This is a genomic window from Mesorhizobium kowhaii, from assembly GCF_003253745.1.
Lineage (GTDB): Bacteria > Pseudomonadota > Alphaproteobacteria > Rhizobiales > Rhizobiaceae > Mesorhizobium > Mesorhizobium kowhaii.
The window spans coordinates 191,932-208,603 of the sequence record NZ_MZXV01000080.1 but is presented as its reverse complement, the minus strand read 5'-3'; the positions used below and the strand labels follow the sequence as shown (position 1 = coordinate 208,603).

General features: G+C 63.1%; 20 protein-coding genes. 8 read left to right on the top strand and 12 right to left on the bottom strand.

The features are described 5' to 3' along the window. Positions 1–76: 76 nt before the first annotated feature. Complete coding sequence (locus B5V02_RS36550; protein WP_111548804.1) at positions 77–274, bottom strand: hypothetical protein; 198 nt, start codon at positions 272–274, stop codon at positions 77–79. Between the two features lie 242 nt (positions 275–516). Between B5V02_RS36550 and grpE the strand changes: the two genes are divergently transcribed. Both grpE and B5V02_RS36540 read left to right on the top strand, forming a co-directional pair. After that, entirely contained in the window at positions 517–1,152 is a 636-nt protein-coding gene (gene grpE, locus B5V02_RS36545; protein ID WP_111548803.1) for a nucleotide exchange factor GrpE, read from the top strand. A 130-nt stretch (positions 1,153–1,282) separates the two neighbouring features. Continuing rightward, complete coding sequence (locus B5V02_RS36540; protein ID WP_111548802.1) at positions 1,283–1,915, top strand: trimeric intracellular cation channel family protein; 633 nt, start codon at positions 1,283–1,285, stop codon at positions 1,913–1,915. Between the two features lie 123 nt (positions 1,916–2,038). Here the strand turns inward: B5V02_RS36540 and olsB are convergent, their stop codons facing one another. The 6 genes from olsB to B5V02_RS36510 form a co-directional block, all read right to left on the bottom strand. Further along, positions 2,039–2,911: a l-ornithine N(alpha)-acyltransferase gene (olsB, locus tag B5V02_RS36535; protein WP_167458820.1), complete on the bottom strand. Its 873-nt coding sequence runs from the start codon at positions 2,909–2,911 to the stop codon at positions 2,039–2,041. A gap of 205 nt (positions 2,912–3,116) precedes the next feature. Beyond that, entirely contained in the window at positions 3,117–5,405 is a 2,289-nt protein-coding gene (locus tag B5V02_RS36530; protein WP_111548800.1) for a hybrid sensor histidine kinase/response regulator, read from the bottom strand. Positions 5,406–5,548: 143 nt separating this feature from the next. Next, the gene (acuI, locus tag B5V02_RS36525) at positions 5,549–6,538 is read right to left on the bottom strand and encodes an acrylyl-CoA reductase (NADPH) (protein WP_111548954.1); all 990 of its coding nucleotides are present in this window, start codon (positions 6,536–6,538) and stop codon (positions 5,549–5,551) included. A gap of 57 nt (positions 6,539–6,595) precedes the next feature. Beyond that, the gene (lspA, locus tag B5V02_RS36520) at positions 6,596–7,078 is read right to left on the bottom strand and encodes a signal peptidase II (RefSeq protein ID WP_111548799.1); all 483 of its coding nucleotides are present in this window, start codon (positions 7,076–7,078) and stop codon (positions 6,596–6,598) included. Between the two features lie 13 nt (positions 7,079–7,091). Continuing rightward, positions 7,092–7,949 carry a TrmH family RNA methyltransferase gene (locus B5V02_RS36515; RefSeq protein ID WP_111548798.1) on the bottom strand — a complete coding sequence of 286 codons (858 nt, stop codon included), beginning with the start codon at positions 7,947–7,949 and terminating at the stop codon, positions 7,092–7,094. After that, positions 7,950–9,035, bottom strand: coding sequence for an RsmD family RNA methyltransferase (locus tag B5V02_RS36510; RefSeq protein ID WP_111548797.1), 1,086 nt, complete (start codon positions 9,033–9,035; stop codon positions 7,950–7,952). 136 nt (positions 9,036–9,171) lie between these two features. On the opposite strand from B5V02_RS36510, the gene B5V02_RS36505 reads away from it, so the two are divergent. Then, entirely contained in the window at positions 9,172–9,861 is a 690-nt protein-coding gene (locus B5V02_RS36505) for a helix-turn-helix transcriptional regulator (RefSeq protein ID WP_111548796.1), read from the top strand. Between the two features lie 26 nt (positions 9,862–9,887). Here the strand turns inward: B5V02_RS36505 and B5V02_RS36500 are convergent, their stop codons facing one another. Beyond that, positions 9,888–10,217: a hypothetical protein gene (locus tag B5V02_RS36500; RefSeq protein WP_111548795.1), complete on the bottom strand. Its 330-nt coding sequence runs from the start codon at positions 10,215–10,217 to the stop codon at positions 9,888–9,890. Between the two features lie 208 nt (positions 10,218–10,425). Here B5V02_RS36500 and B5V02_RS36495 point away from each other — a divergent pair, with 208 nt between their 5' ends. Next, positions 10,426–10,821, top strand: coding sequence for a VOC family protein (locus tag B5V02_RS36495; protein WP_111548794.1), 396 nt, complete (start codon positions 10,426–10,428; stop codon positions 10,819–10,821). Beyond that, positions 10,818–11,255, top strand: a complete 438-nt coding sequence (locus B5V02_RS36490; protein ID WP_111548793.1) for an EVE domain-containing protein — start codon at positions 10,818–10,820, stop codon at positions 11,253–11,255. The genes B5V02_RS36495 and B5V02_RS36490 overlap by 4 nt, the downstream gene beginning before the upstream one ends. Here the strand turns inward: B5V02_RS36490 and lhpI are convergent. The 4 genes from lhpI to sppA all read right to left on the bottom strand — a co-directional run bounded on the left by lhpI (position 11,252) and on the right by sppA (position 13,976). Then, positions 11,252–12,217: a bifunctional Delta(1)-pyrroline-2-carboxylate/Delta(1)-piperideine-2-carboxylate reductase gene (gene lhpI / locus B5V02_RS36485; protein WP_111548792.1), complete on the bottom strand. Its 966-nt coding sequence runs from the start codon at positions 12,215–12,217 to the stop codon at positions 11,252–11,254. The genes B5V02_RS36490 and lhpI overlap by 4 nt on opposite strands. A 37-nt stretch (positions 12,218–12,254) precedes the next feature. After that, positions 12,255–12,611, bottom strand: a complete 357-nt coding sequence (locus B5V02_RS36480; RefSeq protein ID WP_111548791.1) for a LapA family protein — start codon at positions 12,609–12,611, stop codon at positions 12,255–12,257. A 42-nt stretch (positions 12,612–12,653) separates the two neighbouring features. Continuing rightward, positions 12,654–12,938 (bottom strand): integration host factor subunit beta, encoded by a 285-nt coding sequence (locus B5V02_RS36475; RefSeq protein ID WP_006200394.1) that lies wholly within the window; start codon positions 12,936–12,938, stop codon positions 12,654–12,656. 81 nt (positions 12,939–13,019) lie between these two features. Further along, positions 13,020–13,976: a signal peptide peptidase SppA gene (sppA, locus tag B5V02_RS36470; RefSeq protein ID WP_111548790.1), complete on the bottom strand. Its 957-nt coding sequence runs from the start codon at positions 13,974–13,976 to the stop codon at positions 13,020–13,022. A gap of 412 nt (positions 13,977–14,388) precedes the next feature. On the opposite strand from sppA, the gene lptC reads away from it, so the two are divergent. The 3 genes from lptC to lptB are packed head-to-tail and all read left to right on the top strand — an operon-like array spanning position 14,389 to position 16,488. Then, positions 14,389–15,102: an LPS export ABC transporter periplasmic protein LptC gene (gene lptC, locus B5V02_RS36465; RefSeq protein WP_111548789.1), complete on the top strand. Its 714-nt coding sequence runs from the start codon at positions 14,389–14,391 to the stop codon at positions 15,100–15,102. Next, the gene (locus B5V02_RS36460) at positions 15,089–15,670 is read left to right on the top strand and encodes an LptA/OstA family protein (RefSeq protein WP_111548788.1); all 582 of its coding nucleotides are present in this window, start codon (positions 15,089–15,091) and stop codon (positions 15,668–15,670) included. The genes lptC and B5V02_RS36460 overlap by 14 nt, the downstream gene beginning before the upstream one ends. After that, complete coding sequence (gene lptB / locus B5V02_RS36455) at positions 15,670–16,488, top strand: LPS export ABC transporter ATP-binding protein (protein WP_111548787.1); 819 nt, start codon at positions 15,670–15,672, stop codon at positions 16,486–16,488. Before B5V02_RS36460 ends, lptB begins: the two co-directional genes overlap by 1 nt. Positions 16,489–16,672: the final 184 nt, after the last annotated feature.

Genomic DNA, 16,672 nt, shown 5'->3' with positions numbered 1-16,672 from the left:
CTGTCGTCTGAGCATAGGGGTTTTCCGCTTTTAGGGCCGATCTCTACTCGCGATCGAGGATGGGGCGGTTGTCGTGCTATTGCCGGCGCCAGCCGACGTCACTGTCCTCCGCCCCGTCGAGGCGGTCGAGCAACTCCCTGAAGCGGTCGGGAATGTCGGCCTCAGTGCGGAAGGCCGGCAAGGTGCGCAGAAAGCGCGTCACCGCCTCGGCGCCGAACTGGCGCCTGACCTCGGTGGCCAGCTTTTCTCCCTTTTCGCCTTTGTTGCGGGTCATCGTCTCAAAATCCTGTGTCGGCTTCGAAACTCCTCCAGCAAGGGAATGGTTCCCGCATCACGCCTTTGTGGCAAGCAAAGCTGGCGATCAGGGTAAAATTTGAATTAAAATCGAAGGACCCTGCCGTTCGTTGTCCTGCCCTGGCCGAGAGCCTCCACTATCGCTTACCCCTTGATTTTTGGCCGCCAAACCTCGATATCGGGCTCAAAATCCATACCATTCGAGATTGACGGGAAACGGCGATGAGCGACCAGGCAAAAGACGAACGCGCGTCCGATGAAGTCGAGGCGACCGAGGCCAATGCCGAGCGTACGGAGGGCAGCATCGATGGCGACTATGAAGCCCTTGTGCGGCTGCTGAAGGAAAATGAAGACCTGAAGGACCGCGCGCTGCGCGTCGCGGCCGAGATGGAAAACCTGCGCCGCCGCACCGCACGCGACGTGCACGACGCGCGCACTTACGCGGTGGCGAATTTCGCACGCGACATGCTGTCGGTGTCGGACAATCTGCGCCGCGCGCTCGACGCCATCCCGGCCGAGGCCAAGGCATCCGGCGATGCCGGCTTCAAGGCGCTGATCGAAGGCGTCGACCTCACCGAGCGCGGCATGCTGTCGGCGCTGGAACGGCACGGGGTCAAGAAGCTCACGCCGGAAGGCGAGAAGTTCGATCCCAATTTCCACCAGGCGATGTTCGAAGTGCCCAATCCGGATGTCCCGGCCAACACCGTGGTCCAGGTCGTGCAGCCGGGCTATTCGATCGGCGAGCGGGTGCTGCGCCCGGCCATGGTCGGCGTCGCCAAGGGCGGCCCCAAGCATGCCGCCGGCGAAACACCGGTCGAGCCGGGGCCGGTCAATGAGCAGGCCGAGAAGGATGCGTAGTTAGGGAATAAGGCAGGTAGAGGCAGTAGGGCAGTAGGGCAGTAGGAGAATTGGAGGTCGTCCCAAGAGTGCGGCTTCGTGCTAAAACATACTGCCCTACTCCCCTACTGCCTTACTCCCTGGTCCTGCCATGAACCCCATCGCGCTTCTCGACTATGCCGGTGTCGCCGTCTTTGCCGCGACCGGGGCGCTTGCTGCTTCACGCAAGCAGCTCGACATTATCGGTTTCCTGTTCCTAGCCAGCGTCACCGGAATCGGCGGCGGTACGTTTCGCGACCTGATCCTCAACGTGCCGGTGTTCTGGGTGGGAAACCGCGACTATGTGCTGATCTGCGCGGTGGTGGCGGTGGTGGTGTTCTTCACCGCGCACCGCGTCGAATCCCGTTACAAGCTGCTGCTCTGGCTCGACGCCATCGGCCTTGCCGCGTTTTCCGTGATGGGCGCGGCCAAGGGACTTGCCATCACCGGCTCGCCGGCGGTGTCGGTGATCACCGGCATGCTGACCGCCACATTCGGTGGTATCCTGCGTGATCTTCTGGCGGGGGAGCCTTCGGTGCTGCTGAAGCCAGAAATCTACGTCACGGCCGCGCTCGTCGGCGCTGCCATCTTTACAGCAGGCGATGTCGCCGGCTTGCCGCAGATTGTTTCAGGATTGGCCGGCTTCGCCGCGGCGTTCGCCGTGCGCGGCGGCGCGCTTCGTTTCGGCTGGGCGTTTCCCCCCTACAAGAGCCGGCCCGGCCGGCGACCGGAAGATATTCCGTGAAAAGAAAGTGAGGTAGCGAATAGGGAATAGCGAATAGTGGTTGTTGCCGGACAGCTCCCGCCACTACTTCCTATTCGCTATTCGCTATTCGCTATTCGCTATTCGCTATTCGCTATTCGCTATTCACGCAGCAAAGCGCTGGGCTTCCCCGCCATAGTAGTTGACGTAGCGGGCGCCGATTTCCTTGACCGGCATCACGACGAACACGTCGACCGTCGAGAATTCGCGGTCGATAACGCAGCCATCGCCGATGCGGGCGCCGACGCGCAGATAGCCCTTGACCAGCGGCGGCATCGCCGCGATCGCCGCCTTGGCGTTGACCGCCTCGATCGGCATCAGATCCATCGAACAGTAGCGCCCGGACACCGCGCGCACGTCCCAGGCCGAATTCGTCCGGCAATGGTGGGCGAGATAGGTGAACGCTTCGGCATGCGCGGCCGGCACGGTGCCGTGGAAGGACGCGCAGCCGGTCATCACACCGATTTCGTAGTGGTTGATATAGGCCCAGATACCTTGCCACAGCGCCTCGATGGTGCGCTTCGAGCGGTATTCAGGCAAAACGCAGGAACGGCCGAGCTCGAGAAAACGCTGGCCGGGATGACGGGCGATGAGCTTGGTGAGCTCGAATTCGCCCTCGGAATAGAATCCTCCCGCGGCGGCCGCGATTTCTTGCCGCAGCAGGCGATAGGTGCCGACGATGCGGCGATGTTCGGGGCCGGAGAGTGAAGTATCGAAGACAAGCAGATGGTCGCAGAGCGGATCAAACCGGTCGGCATCACGGCGATCCTGCGCCTGGAACAGATCCTTCCTGGCGCCGAGTTCATCGTAAAACACTCGGTAGCGGACTTCCTGCGCGGCCGCGATCTCGGCCTCGTTGCGGGCGAGCCGCACTTCAAGATTACCGATTCGGCCGAGTGCTGCGCCCTTTATGACGGAATCGACGTTACGTCCGGCAAGCAAGCTGCTGGCGTTGGGCCGAGTGTCACATTCCGGCATAACTGTATGCACGAGTGATTCTCCTTCGAGCCATCCCTCTTGGCACGGGGATACGGTGTAGGTGCAACAGGATTGTGACAGTACCGTGATACGACGTCGTGGGCAATACTTCGTCGGCTGGCGAATACGGTCAACCGGCTACGTTACGCGAGCGGGCGGGGTGGATGGGCGGTCGAAATCCTGACCTTCGGTTCGGGACCATGCGCTAGGCCGCGACCTGTCCTTCGACGGCATTGACCAGCGCGTCAGGGTCGAGTGGCTTGGTAACGAAGCCGCTGGCGCCATGGGCCAGCACCGCATGGCGGGTCTTTTCCTGGCTATCGGCCGACAGCACCATGATCGGCACCGGCGGCACGGCGGTTTCCTCCTCGTGGCGGCGGATGGCGGCAATCGCGTCCAGCCCGTCCATGACCGGCATGTGAAGATCCATCAGAACCACGTCGAAGCGGTGGTTGTGTCCGGCGCCGGTGACAGCCTCGACGGCGGCCTTGCCGTTGCCGACCACCTTGACCCGGTGCCCGGCCTTCAGCAGCGTGGCGCGGGCCAGCATGGCGTTGATGTCATTGTCCTCGGCAATCAGCACCGACAGGCCCCGCTGGCGGCTGCCGACGGCACGAAGTGCGGGCCCGCGGCTCTTTTCCGGCTGCGGCTGGGCGAGGGCGGGAGCATGACTGCTCAACAGCACACGCAGAAGCGTTCCGCCACGCACCGGCCTGGCAAGGAAGGTTGCGTAACCGCTGGCGCGGAACTCGCCAAGCATGCCACGGTCGGTCGGTGCGATCAGCGTGATGGCCTCGCAGTCGTCGAAACCGCTTTGGCGCAGGCGCTTGAGCAGCCTTCCGTCGCTCTCTTCCATGGCTGCGTCGACCAGAAGCACATCGCAGCCGTCGGCGAAGGGCGCGGCCTGCGCGGCGGTGGTGGCGACATCGACCGCGCCGCCATTGGCGCGGATGGTGCGGGCGATGGCGTCGGCCTCGACGGCGTTTTTCGACAGGATCACCGCGCGCTTGCCCGAGAGCGCGTTCTGCCGGCTCTGCGGCGCCTCGGTGGCCGATATTGCCGGGATTTCGAAGACGAACTCCGATCCCTGACCGAGCCGGCTCGATACTGAAATCGTGCCGCCCATGGCGGCCACCAGGCGTTTGGAGATGGCAAGGCCGAGGCCAGCCCCGCCATGTGTGCGCGTCGACGTGCCGTCCGCCTGCTCGAATTCTTCGAAAATGCGCTCCAGGTCGTCCTCATGCAAACCTGGACCGGTGTCGGCGATGGTGAAGCAGATGCGGTCGGTGGTCTCGGTGCGCGCGCGCGCGATGCTCACCAATACGCCGCCGCTGTCGGTGAACTTGATGGCATTGCCGATCAGGTTGAGCAGCACCTGCCTGACCTTGCCCGGATCGGCGGTGATCAATTGCGGCACGTCGGGTTCGACATGGCAGCCCAGCCCGATATCCTTGGCGAAAGCGCGGGCGGCCAGCAATTCGACGATGTTGTCGGCGATCTCGCGCACCGACATCGGCTGCGGCTCCGGGTCGAAGCGCCCGGCCTCGATCTTGGAGTAATCGAGCAGATCCTCGATCAGGGCGAGCAATGCGCTGGCCGAGGTCGACACGGCGCCGACATAGGTCTGCTGTTCCGGCGACAGGCTGGTGTCGGCCAGCAGCCTGGCCATGCCCATGATGCCGTTCATCGGCGTACGAATTTCATGGCTGACGGTGGCGAGGAAGCGGGATTTGGCCTGGCTGGCGTATTCAGCCCGCTCGCGAGCGGTGATCAGCGAGGATTCGGCGCGTTTTCGGGCGGTGATGTCGCGCGCGATGGCGCGATGCGAAACGGCGCCGCTGTCCTTGTCGCGCACCGACAGTTCGATCCACGAAAACCAGCGCGGACCGCTCGGCGTGCGGATGGCGACATCGGTGGAGCTCAGGCAGTCATGGTCGGAAAAGGCGGCATCGGGAACGATGCCGACATCGATGCCGAGTTCCGCCAGGGTCTTGCCAGCGAGGTCGCGTTGATCGCTTTCGACGAGGTTCGCGAAGATCTTGTTGGCATAGACGATGTAGCCATCGCGGTCGCGATGAATGACGAGGTCGCCAAGCGCGTCGATCAGGCCGCGAAAGCGTTCCTCGCTCTCCTGCATTTCCCACATGCGGTCGGCCAGCGTCTCGATCTCGGCGCGGCTGCGGGCAGTGGTCTCGTCAAGCAGGACCGCGGTACGGTGTTTGCTCCGCCTTGCGTGCAGATGCATGACAAGGCCGGCGAGGCCGGTTACCAGCAATCCAACGCTGATGAAGATCGGCGCCCCGGTCAGATGCGCCAGGCCGGCCAGCACGACGATGGCGACAAACGTCAGGAGGGGCAGGCCTTCGCGCGTGGAGAACTGTGGCTCGGGCACCAGCGGCGGCGCGGCGACAAAGCGCCGCGTCGACGTCGGCGGGGTCGCCGCATCAACGTCTTCGCCAGTGTCCGCCTGTTGGCTGCCGGATTCCGCGATCATGCGAGACCCTTGCCAGATAGAGATTATGGAAAATTGCGGCGGATCGTTCGAATTTTAGCGGATGAGCGCTTTTTGCCGCCGCGGTGGCGGATTTGCCATCAGACGTGGCAATTCCGTCCGCTTTCTCCCGGCCGTCGAGCGGTTCACATATCCACGACGACGCGCCCGCGGATCTTGCCGTCGACGATGTCGTGCGCGGCATCGACGATGCCGTCGAAACCGATGGTCGTCGACAGGCTGGCGAGCTTCTGCAGATCGAGGTCGGTGCCGATGCGCCGCCATGCTTCGAGGCGGACCGCCTTCGGCGCCATCACCGAATCGATGCCGAGCAGCGAGACGCCGCGCAGGATGAAGGGGGCGACGCTCGTCGGCAGGTCCATGCCGCCGGCCAGGCCGCAGGCGGCGACCGCTCCACCATAGGAGGTCATCGACAGGACGTTGGCCAGCGTGTGGCTGCCGACCGCATCGACGCCGCCGGCCCAGCGCTCCTTGGCCAGCGGCTTGGCCGGCTGGGCAAGCTCGTCGCGCGATATCACTTCGGCGGCGCCAAGGTTGATCAAATAGGGGCTTTCGGCATTGCGGCCGGTGGAAGCAATGACATGGTAGCCGAGGCTGGACAGGATCGAAATCGCGACCGAGCCGACGCCGCCGGCCGCCCCCGTCACCACCACCGGGCCGCGATCGGGCAGGATGCCGTGCCGCTCCAGCGCCATGACGCAGAGCATGGCGGTATAGCCTGCGGTGCCGACCGCCATCGCGTCATGCGGGCTCATCCCTTGCGGCAGCGGCACCAGCCAGTCGCCCTTGACGCGGGCGCGGCCGGCATAGGCACCGAAGTGGGTTTCGCCGACGCCCCAGCCGTTCAGGATGACCTTGTCGCCGGCGCGCCAGTCGGGATGGGAAGACGAGATGACGGTGCCGGCGAAATCGATGCCCGGCACCAGCGGCCAGCGGCGGATCACCGGCGCTTTGCCGGTGATTGCAAGACCATCCTTGTAGTTCACCGTCGTCGCCTCGACCGCGATGGTGACGTCGCCTTCCATCAGGTCGGCCTCGGTGAGATCGGTCACGGCTACCGACTGCTTTTTCTCGGCGTCACGCGAAACGAGGATGGCTTTGAAGGTTTCGGGCATCTCTTTCTCCGCGATCTTGTTTGGCGACATGGACTGTGCGGCGATGGCCGCACGGGGTCAATCGTTCGAAGGTCTCGGCTCGCGCCGCCAGCCGAACAGTTCGTCGAAGACGACCAGTGCCGCGCCCATCGAGATGAAGGCGTCGGCCAGGTTGAAGACGGCGAAGGACCAGACCGGCGTGTGGAACAGGATGTAGTCGATGACGTGGCCGTAGACGGCGCGGTCGATCAGATTGCCGAGCGCGCCGCCGACGATCAGCGCAAAGCCGGTACGGGCAAGGATCTGGGACGGCGCGATCCGCGTCGCCAGGAACAGCACGAAGGCAACGACCGCCAGCGAGATGACGATCAGTCCGGTGTCGCCGAAGGACGAGAACATCGAGAAGGCGATGCCGGTGTTGTAGGTGCGAAACAGCGCCAGGAAAGGCACGAGATCGAGCTTTTCCTGAAAGGGCAGGCCGGTCTCGACCAGGTGCTTTATCCACTGGTCGAGCGCTATGGCCGCGATGACGAGCAGCGCGTAGGGGGACCATGATCTCACGGGCGGGCAACCTTCATTGCTGGTCCACGATTGGTTCGAGCTTCAGCGCGCCGCGCCGGATCTCGAACAGCATGACGCCGGTGGCAACCGCCAGATTGAGCGAATCGGCGCGGCCTGCCTGCGGGATTCTAAGCAGCCTGTCGCAACTCGCCGCCAGGCTTTCGGGCAGCCCCTGCTGCTCGTTGCCCATCATCAGCAGCACCGGGCCGCGGGAAAAATCGACCGAGCGGTAGTCGACCGCGCCTTTCAGGTGGGTGCCGGCGACAAGGCCTGAAAATCCGCCTCGCCAGGCAAGGAAGGCCTCGGTCGTCGCCCTGGCCACCGGCACGGCAAAGATCGAACCCATGGTGGCGCGCACCGTCTCGACGGAAAAGGGATCGGTGGTGTCACCGACCAGGATGACACCCTTGGCGCCGACGGCATCGATCGTGCGGATGACGGTGCCGAGATTGCCGGGATCGCGCACCCGGTCGAGCGCCACCCAGACATCGCCATTGTCGGCGCGGATATCCTTCAAGGCCAGGAATTTCTGCGAAAAGACGCCGACCACCATTTGCGGATTGTCGCGGCGGGTGATGGCGACGAGCACCTTTTCCGACACTTCGAGCACCGTGCCGCCGGCGGCAACCGTGCGTGCAGCGACCTTCTCCACCGCGGCGTTGCCGCGTCCGGCCTTGGCGAAAACCAAAGTCCTGATCTGCCAGCCGAGATCGAGCGCATCGATGACCAGCTTCAATCCCTCGGCCATGAAGGCGTTCTGCTGGTCGCGGAATTTCTTCTGGGCAAGCGCCTTGATATCCTTGACCAGCGGGTTGGCGAGGCTGGTGACTTCCTTCACCAGCCCGGGTGCGCCTGCATGCCGCTCGTTCATTCAGACCACCCAACGCGAAAACAAAGAGGTCGAAAGCGCCCGGCCGGCGGACTTTTCACGGATGATCAGCTCGCCCGATTCGACCGTGCCGCCCATGCCGGCAAAGGTGTCGCGCATCAAGGCATGGATGGCGAAGAAGGAGGCGCGGATCGAATAAGCGGTCAGCACCACGGCGAGCGGTTTCGGTGTCAGGATCGCGCGGCAAAGGTCGGTCAGATCAGGCAGATCCTCGAACAATTGCCAGACCTCGCCCTTGGGGCCGCGGCCATAGGCCGGTGGGTCAAACAGGATGATGTCGTAGCGGCTGCCGCGGCGTTCCTCGCGCTCGGCGAATTTCACCGCGTCGTCGACTATCCAGCGGATCGGCTTGCCGCCGAGCCCGGCCATTTCCTGGTTTTCGCGGGCCCAGCCGATCGCCTTCTTCGAGGCATCGACATGCGTGACCTCGGCGCCGGCGCGGGCCGCCACCAGTGAGGCAAGACCGGTATAACCGAACAGGTTCAGCACCTTGACCGGCCGTTTCGCCGCCAAGATCAGCCCGGCCATGTGATCCCAGTGCGAGGCCTGTTCCGGAAAAACGCCGACATGCCGAAACGAGGTGAAACGGCCGAGATAGTCGATGCCATCATGCTTCATCGGCCAGGTCTCGCCGAGCGGCGTTTTCGGGAAGCGCCAGCGGCCGATGCCTTCCTCGTCGGTATCACCGGTGAAGATGGCGTCGGCGCGCTCCCAGTCTTTTGCCGGCAAGGCCTTTTGCCAGATCGCCTGGCCTTCGGGCCGCACGATGCGGTAGGGGCCGTATTGTTCGAGCTTCTGCCCGGCGCCGCTGTCGAGCAGCGCATAATCGGCATTGGGCGCCACTTCGAGGATTACAGGAAGATGCTCGGTGGGCAGGATACCATCGCGGCGGGCAAGGATGCGCGGCGCCGTTTTCGGCCCGGAGCGGTCTTCCGCTTTCGCCTCAAGCCGCCCGCGCGGCCTGGCGTCCGGCCTTGCTGTGCCACGCGTCTCATGCGGGCGCGCCTCTCCAGATCCGCCCTTCGCGGGCGGGCGGTTGTCGCGGCGTTTGTCGCGAAAAGACTTCAAGCAGGAGCATCTCCGAGCGGCGAGGCCGCTTTTGGCATAGGCCAACCTGCTTCGCAACCAAGTCCGCCGCGCAAGCCTCTCCGGTTTGTGTCGGCCGACGATGGACCAATGTCAAAGAAACAGGCAAATCTTCGATATGTCCCGCTCAGAACGCCTGCTCGACCTGATCCAAACGCTGCGCCGGCACCGCCGGCCGGTGAGCGGGCAGGCGCTGGCTGATGAACTCGGGATTTCGATCCGCACGCTCTACCGCGACATCGCCACGCTGCAGGGCCAGGGTGCGCCGATCGACGGTGAAGCTGGCCTGGGCTATGTGCTCAAGCCCGGCTTCATGTTGCCGCCGCTGATGTTCAGCGACGAGGAGATCGAAGCCATCGTGCTCGGTTCGCGATGGGTCGCCAAGCAGCCGGACCAGCGTCTCTCGGCCGCTGCCGCCAACGCGCTGGCCAAGATCGCCGCCGTGCTGCCGGACGATCTGCGCGAGGATCTCGATGCGAGCACGCTGCTGGTCGGGCCTCCCGCCGCGGCCATCGAGGGCATCGACCTCGGACTGGTTCGGCAGGCCATCCGCAATGAGCGCAAGCTCGGCTTTTTGTACCGCGACGCCGGTGGCGCCGCCTCCGAACGCGTGGTCTGGCCGTTTGCGCTGGGGTTCTTCGACAAGGTGCGGGTCGTGGTGGCGTGGTGCGAGATGCGCCAGGATTTCCGGCATTTTCGCGCCGATCGCATATCTGGCCTCAACACCACCGATACGCGCTATCCGCGCCGTCGCCAGGCGCTGCTGAAGGACTGGCGGGCGACACTCGACAAGCCGCGTGGTTCCTGACGGCCATTGCCCTAATTTGGTACGGGTCAGTTTGAATTTTCCCCTAGCTTTCTCAAGAACCAGCTGGCTGCGATCACGGTCCCGAATCCCAATGCGGCTACGACGGCAGCGAAAGACGTCATGCCAATCGTCAGGTAGGCGAATACTCCAATCGCAAGGCCGAGGGATTTAATCCAACTGGGCAACGATTGGCCTACCCGATTTTCGAGAATGATTTCACCGACGAACATAATGCTGGATTGAAAGACAAACAGCCAGAATAGAGCTGCAAAGAATCCAAATTTTCTCGCAAAATAGAGTCGTTCAAGACCATACGGGATGGCGACTGCTACAAAGGATAAGATCAGAAAAAACATCTAACTGAACTAGCATGATGCACTAAAATGTCCAATGCCCGCAAGGGTTCACGGCGGTTGGACGAATGAACCACCGCGTTGGCGTTCTGCTCTACCTTCTTCGAGAAACCGTTGGTCAGGCGTAGGTCGCCTGACGGCTACTGCCAGAATCTGACAGCAGCTCATCCTATGGTCGCCAAGTCGAAACATTGAACCTTGGAGAGCAGACATGACCGCCCCGAATTTCGTCATCCTCTATGTCGACCAGCCGCAGCAGAGCGGCGCCTTCTACAGCGCGCTGCTCGGTCGCGAGCCGGTCGAAAGTTCGCCGACCTTCGTGCTGTTCGTTCTCTATGCGGGCTTCAAGCTCGGCCTCTGGTCGCGCCACACGGTGGAGCCGGCAGCCGCCGCGGCAGGCGGTGGCGCCGAAATCGTCTTTGCGCTGGATACGCCTGATGCCGTCGACGCTACCCATGCCGACTGGGCCGGGCGCGGGCTGAAGATCCTGCAGACCCCGACCGACATGGATTTCGGCCGCACCTTCGTCGCGCTCGATCCCGACAATCATCGCCTGCGCGTCTACTGGCTGTCCGACGGGGAACAGGCCAATGGGGGACAGAAATGAGTGCGTATTGGATCGCGGTGGCGTCGGCCGAACATGTCCGGCGCGGCCGCCTGGGCGGCTTCATGCAGGTCAATCACGGCAAGGCAGCACCCTTGCGTCGCGTCAAACCCGGTGACGGCATCATCTATTATTCGCCGACCACTGTTCTTGGCGAAAAGGACGGCCTTCAGGCTTTCACGGCAATTGGCACGGTGCGGGAAGGCGAGCCCTATCAGGGCGACATGGGCGGCGGCTTCACGCCGTTCCGGCGCGATGTCGCGTGGGCAAAGGCCGAGGAAACATCGATCAAGCCGCTGCTCGACAGGCTGGAATTCACCGCCGGCAAGTCGAACTGGGGCTATCAGCTTCGCTTCGGGCTTTTCGAAATCAGCGATCACGATTTTCGTGTGATCGCCGAGGCGATGGCCGCCAAAATGGCCGTGGCAGCAAACTAAGCCACGAGCGCCTTGTAGACGGCAATGCCGGCGGCAAGGTCCTCAAGTGCTGCGCCGACCGACTTGAACAGCGTGATTTCACTGGCGCTCTCGCGACCCTTCTTTTGGCCGCGCGCCAATTCGTGCAGATCGGCGACGATGGCGTCCGGCTTCAGCACGCCGGAAGCCAGTGGTTGGACGATGTCGCCGGCCTCCTTGGTGGCGCCGGCGCGGGTGTCGACATAGACGCGGGCAAGCGCGATCGCGTCATCATCGCTTTCTCGCATCGTCGGGGTAAAGCCGCCGACCAGGTCGACATGGGTTCCCGGCCGCAGCAATGCGCCCTTGATCAGCGGCGTGGTGGTGATCGTCGCCGAGGACACGATGTCGGCCTGCCCAAGTTCGGCATCGAGATCGCTTGCGGCGCTGGCCGCCAAGCCTTCGGCACGCAGATCGGCGGCGACCTTCTCGGCATTGGCCGGCGTGCGGTTCCAGATGCGGATGGTCCTGATCGGCCGCACGGCGCAATGCGCCTTGGCGAGGAAGGGCGACAGCGCGCCGGCCCCGACCACAAGCAGCCGCGAAGCGTCCTCGCGGGCGAGATAGGAAGCGGCCAGCGCCGAAGCGCAGGCGGTGCGCCACTGCGTCAACCGCTGGCCGTCGATCAAGGCTTCAGGTTCGCCGGTGGCACCGTTGAGCAGGAGATAGAGGCCCATCACCGCGGGCTTGCCGATGGTATTGTTGTCGGGCGAAACGGTGACGATCTTGACGCCGATGTGACCAACGGAAGACGTGCCGGCGGCGTTGAAGTCGGTCCATGCCGGCATCAAAAGCAGCGTCGAGGCGGCGCCGTCGGGCCGTTCTACCGAGTGATGGTGCCTGACCGGCTGCACCGCACCGTCACGAAACGCCGAGCGCAGCGTCTCGACCAGTCCGGGAAAGGTCAGCGCATGATCGACCTCGGCGGCCGAAATGGTTAGCATGGAAAACTCCGTGGAGAGAAAACCGCCGACCGGCGGTTCAAGTGGTCGGTTTCGGCAAGACCGGTGTTTGGGCTGACCCCTGGGCCGATCCTTGCGGTGCCGCCGGCGCGCGGCTGATCGCCTGGCGCAGGTTCTCGGCCTCGGCGCCACGCTGGCGCGCCAGCTTGCGGTAGCGGCCCTGCTTGACCCAGGTTGCCAGGCTGCCGACGACCATGCCGACGGCGAGCGCCAGGAACAGGAAGATGAACAGCGGCAAGGTCAGCGTCAGCTTTGGATTGCCGGGGTTGAACGGGTCCAGCGTGAAGGCGACCAGTTCGCGATTGGCGACGGCGAGCGCGATCAGGATGACCGCCAGGGGTACGAAGACCACGATGAGCATGAAGCGATTGAACATGATGTTTTCCGTCGGAAAGGCCGTTTGGCGCTGACGCCGCGGCTACTTGCCGCCGTTCAGCCTTTCACGCAGCTCCTTGCCGGTCTTGAAGAACGGCACCCATTTCTCCTCGACCTCGACGGATTCGCCGGTGCGTGGATTGCGGCCGGTGCGGGCGGGACGGTTTTTCACCGAAAAAGCACCGAAGCCGCGCAGCTCGACACGATTGCCTTCGGCAAGAGCGTCGGTGATCTCATCGAAGATCGCGCCGACGATGTTTTCGACGTCGCGCAGGAAAAGATGCGGATTGCGCGTGGCAATAATCTGCACAAGTTCGGACTTGATCATCAGACGGGTCCCCGTGAAAGCAGTGCGGTCAAAATTATGAGGATGATTTTATTTGCTTTTTCACTTGCCCCAAGCGGCATCTCAAGGGTGCCAGACGGAAACGAGACCGTCAAGAAACAAGCGGTCGACGCCGAGTTCATGGATGACATCGCCGCTGTAGGCGGGCAGACCGAGCGCGCTGCCGATCGTTTGCGCCATCGCTTTCGAGAACAGGAAGCCGCCGCGCCGTTCCGTATCCTTCCACTCGACGACCTTCAGTTTGGCATCGACGCCCTTGGTCGCCAGCCAGTCGACCGCTTCGGTCTCGCCGCCGACAGCGTCGATCAACCCGTTGGCGACGCCCTGGCGGCCGGTGAAGATCGAGCCATCGGCGAGCGCCAGCGCTTGCTCGCGGGTCATCTTGCGGCGCTCGGCGACGATGCCGACGAACCAGTCGTAGCTGTCGAGGATGAGCTTGCGGACCATGGCGCGCTCTTCGTCATTGGTCGGCTTGAAGGGAGACGGCGAGGCTTTCAGCGGTGAGGATTTCACTTCCTCCAGCTTGACGCCGAGCTTGTCCATCAGGCCGCTGACGTCCGGATACTGGATCAGCACGCCGATCGAGCCGACGATCGAGGTCTTGCGGGCGACGATGTGATCGGCGGCACTGGCGATCATGTAGCCCGCCGATGCGGCAAGCGTGCCGACTTCGGCCACGACAGGCTTGTCGGCGGCCAGCTTGCGCACCTCTTCGTAGATCGATTCACCGCCGACCGTGGTGCCGCCAGGCGAATCGATCGACAGGATCACGCCTTTCACCTTCGACGACTGGCGGATGGTTTCCAGCCGCTTGATCAGCTCCTCGTCCTCGGTGATGGTGCCTTCGATCCTGACCTTGGCGATATGGTCGACCGCCGAGCCGGTGAAATCGTCGCCGTAGAACCAAGCTGAAAGTGCAATCACCCCAAGGGCTACGATGCCGATGGCGGCAATCCGCCAGAATGTCAGCTTGCGCCGCAAGCGGCGGCGGTCGATCAGGTCGTCGGCTCTCAGTGCCATGGTCAGCCTTTCAGTCGGCGGGAGGACACGCTTTTAGACCATCATCTTCCCATCTGGAAGCAATTCTCTTTTCCGGCCAGACGAGACAATCGGCGCGGACGGTCAAGATGGCCATGCCGGATGCGCGATCGGGCGGTCAGGCGGGCTCCGCCCCCCTCCAGGCACAGCTCTCTTCACGTATTTGTGCAATCGCCGCGAGGTCGGACGGCGTGACCGATAGTTGATAAATTTTACGCCGCGTGTCTGTTTCTGCTATGAAGAACGGGCAGTTGTGCGGATCTCATTTTCATCTGTACAAACGCGGCTGTCACATTTTTGCAGTTTTCATAGGCTTGTGCTTGCTTGAAGGCGCCGGCGTCCCACCTATAGGCGGTGCTCGCGGGTGGGCAAGGGGTTTAGAAGAAAGCGGTAAATGTTAGCGCGACCGATTGAATCGACCAACGCCGAGATGGAGTTGGCTCCCCCGGCGGACGGCCGGATGCGTGGCGATGCTTTCGACCGCGCGCAGCGTCATTCGCGCCGCGTGCGCGTTCTCAAGTTTGCCGTGCCGTTGGCTGCGGTACTGATCGCCGTCGCTTTCCCGGTCTATTCCTATCTCGCCGCACCCGTCTCCGTCGCGGTCCAGGCGGATGGCACCGCTTTTTCCAACGGCAAGCTGGTGATGGCCAATCCCAAGCTCAACGGTTTCACCAAGCAGAAGCAGCCCTATTCGATGACCGCCCTGCGCGCCATCCAGGATGTCAGCACGCAAGGTATCATCGAACTGGAAGGCATCGACGCCAAGGTCCCGGTCGGACCTGACAATATCGCGGCGATCAAGGCCTCGCACGGCACCTACGATCGCAACGGCAATACGATGAACCTGACCAGCGACGTTACCATCACCACGACCGACGGCATGCGGGCCAAGTTCAAATCGGTCTTCCTCGACATGGGCAAAGGCACTATGAAGACGGGAGATCCCGTCGATGTCGGCCGTGAAGGGTCGCGGATCACGGCGGATTCGATGTCGGTCCAGGACAATGGCAAGGTTCTGGTTTTCGAGAACAAAGTGCGCGTCAACATCGATTCCGCCGCCTTGAAGACGGCAGAGGGAAACAGCGGAGAAACCAATGCGGCTCAGTAGTTCGACGCGGCTCGCGGCTGCAACTTCGGCGTTGCTGCTGCTCGGGCTGGTGCCGTCATTGGCGCAGTCCACCAGCCAATCAGGTCTCAAACTGTCCGGCGACAAGCCGATCCAGATCGAAAGCGACAAGCTGGAAGTCCGCCAGGCCGAAAATGTCGCCATCTTCACGGGCAATGTCAGCGTCGTCCAGGGGCCGACATTGATGAAGGCCGGCAAGATGACGGTCTATTATGTCAAGGACCCCAATGCCGCGGCCAAGGGCACGGAAGCCGCGGGTGCGGCGATGACCGGCTCGGCCAACATCGATCATCTGGAGATCTCCGACAAGGTTTACATCAAGTCGGATGCGCAGATCGCGACCGGCGATCAGGGCAGCTTCGATATGAAGAGCCAGGTTCTGGTGCTTTCGGGTCAGAAGGTGGTGCTCTCGCAAAACGACAACGTGCTGGTCGGCTGCAAGCTCGTAGTGCAGATGAAAACCGGGCTGGCCCAGGTTGATCCGTGCGCTGGGCAACGTGTCCAGATGTCGATCACACCGCCGCCGAAATCGGGAGCGGCGAACCCCTGATGGCCAGCCTGTCGTCGCTGACGGCGCGTCTTCCGGGACGGGCCGCCGGCAAGGTTTCGGCGCCGGCCACGGTGACCGTCGATAAGGGAAAGTTCAAGGGAACCCTGATCGCCAAGGGTCTGACCAAGAGCTACAAGGGCCGCAAGGTCGTCAGCGGCGTCACCATCGGCGTGCGCGCTGGCGAGGCCGTCGGGCTGCTCGGCCCCAACGGCGCCGGCAAGACCACCTGTTTCTACATGGTCACCGGCCTGGTGCCGGTGGATGAGGGCACGATCGAGATCGACGGCTTCGACGTTACCTCGATGCCGATGTACCGTCGTGCGCGCCTCGGCATCGGCTATCTGCCGCAGGAGGCTTCGATCTTTCGCGGCCTGAGTGTCGAGCAGAACATCCGCGCCGTGCTCGAAGTGGTCGAAAAGAGCCGCAAGGAGCGCGAGCGCAATCTCGACGAACTGCTCGAGGAATTCCACATCAGCCATCTGCGCAAGGCACCATCCATGTCGCTTTCCGGCGGCGAGCGGCGGCGCCTGGAAATCGCGCGTGCGCTGGCGACGCGTCCGGCCTACATGCTGCTCGACGAGCCTTTTGCCGGCATCGATCCGATCGCCGTCGCCGATATCCAGCAATTGGTGCGCCACCTGACGGCGCGCGGTATCGGCGTCCTCATCACCGATCACAATGTGCGCGAAACGCTCGGCCTGATCGACCGCGCCTACATCATCCATGCCGGCCAAGTGCTGACCCATGGCCGGGCCGACGAAGTGGTGGCAAACCCGGATGTCCGGCGGCTCTATCTCGGCGAGGGTTTTACGCTCTGAGCGTGAAATTTGTTTCCTGACACGATTTTTGGTGCCCAGTCGGCCCTTTTTCTTCGATTTTGCCGCCAGATAACGCTCCGGTAAGCGAGTTTTGCTAGCTATTGCCTTGACAAGCAAAAGCTGGGCCAGTTTCTATGACCGGCTGCAAAAATTCCTGTCCGGAAGCCCGGATGCGTAGACGAGG

Excerpts from the sequence above, each read along its gene's own strand:
- olsB (WP_167458820.1), bottom strand. The coding sequence starts at position 2,911 with ATGCCGGAATGTGACACTCGGCCCAACGCCAGCAGCTTGCTTGCCGGA.
- B5V02_RS36495 (WP_111548794.1), top strand. The coding sequence starts at position 10,426 with ATGACCGCCCCGAATTTCGTCATCCTCTATGTCGACCAGCCGCAGCAG.
- lptC (WP_111548789.1), top strand. The coding sequence starts at position 14,389 with ATGTTAGCGCGACCGATTGAATCGACCAACGCCGAGATGGAGTTGGCT.
- lhpI (WP_111548792.1), bottom strand. The coding sequence starts at position 12,217 with ATGCTAACCATTTCGGCCGCCGAGGTCGATCATGCGCTGACCTTTCCC.
- B5V02_RS36540 (WP_111548802.1), top strand. The coding sequence starts at position 1,283 with ATGAACCCCATCGCGCTTCTCGACTATGCCGGTGTCGCCGTCTTTGCC.
- B5V02_RS36515 (WP_111548798.1), bottom strand. The coding sequence starts at position 7,949 with ATGAACGAGCGGCATGCAGGCGCACCCGGGCTGGTGAAGGAAGTCACC.
- sppA (WP_111548790.1), bottom strand. The coding sequence starts at position 13,976 with ATGGCACTGAGAGCCGACGACCTGATCGACCGCCGCCGCTTGCGGCGC.
- lptB (WP_111548787.1), top strand. The coding sequence starts at position 15,670 with ATGGCCAGCCTGTCGTCGCTGACGGCGCGTCTTCCGGGACGGGCCGCC.
- B5V02_RS36530 (WP_111548800.1), bottom strand. The coding sequence starts at position 5,405 with ATGATCGCGGAATCCGGCAGCCAACAGGCGGACACTGGCGAAGACGTT.
- B5V02_RS36475 (WP_006200394.1), bottom strand. The coding sequence starts at position 12,938 with ATGATCAAGTCCGAACTTGTGCAGATTATTGCCACGCGCAATCCGCAT.
- B5V02_RS36550 (WP_111548804.1), bottom strand. The coding sequence starts at position 274 with ATGACCCGCAACAAAGGCGAAAAGGGAGAAAAGCTGGCCACCGAGGTC.
- acuI (WP_111548954.1), bottom strand. The coding sequence starts at position 6,538 with ATGCCCGAAACCTTCAAAGCCATCCTCGTTTCGCGTGACGCCGAGAAA.
- B5V02_RS36480 (WP_111548791.1), bottom strand. The coding sequence starts at position 12,611 with ATGTTCAATCGCTTCATGCTCATCGTGGTCTTCGTACCCCTGGCGGTC.
- grpE (WP_111548803.1), top strand. The coding sequence starts at position 517 with ATGAGCGACCAGGCAAAAGACGAACGCGCGTCCGATGAAGTCGAGGCG.
- B5V02_RS36505 (WP_111548796.1), top strand. The coding sequence starts at position 9,172 with ATGTCCCGCTCAGAACGCCTGCTCGACCTGATCCAAACGCTGCGCCGG.
- B5V02_RS36460 (WP_111548788.1), top strand. The coding sequence starts at position 15,089 with ATGCGGCTCAGTAGTTCGACGCGGCTCGCGGCTGCAACTTCGGCGTTG.
- B5V02_RS36490 (WP_111548793.1), top strand. The coding sequence starts at position 10,818 with ATGAGTGCGTATTGGATCGCGGTGGCGTCGGCCGAACATGTCCGGCGC.
- B5V02_RS36500 (WP_111548795.1), bottom strand. The coding sequence starts at position 10,217 with ATGTTTTTTCTGATCTTATCCTTTGTAGCAGTCGCCATCCCGTATGGT.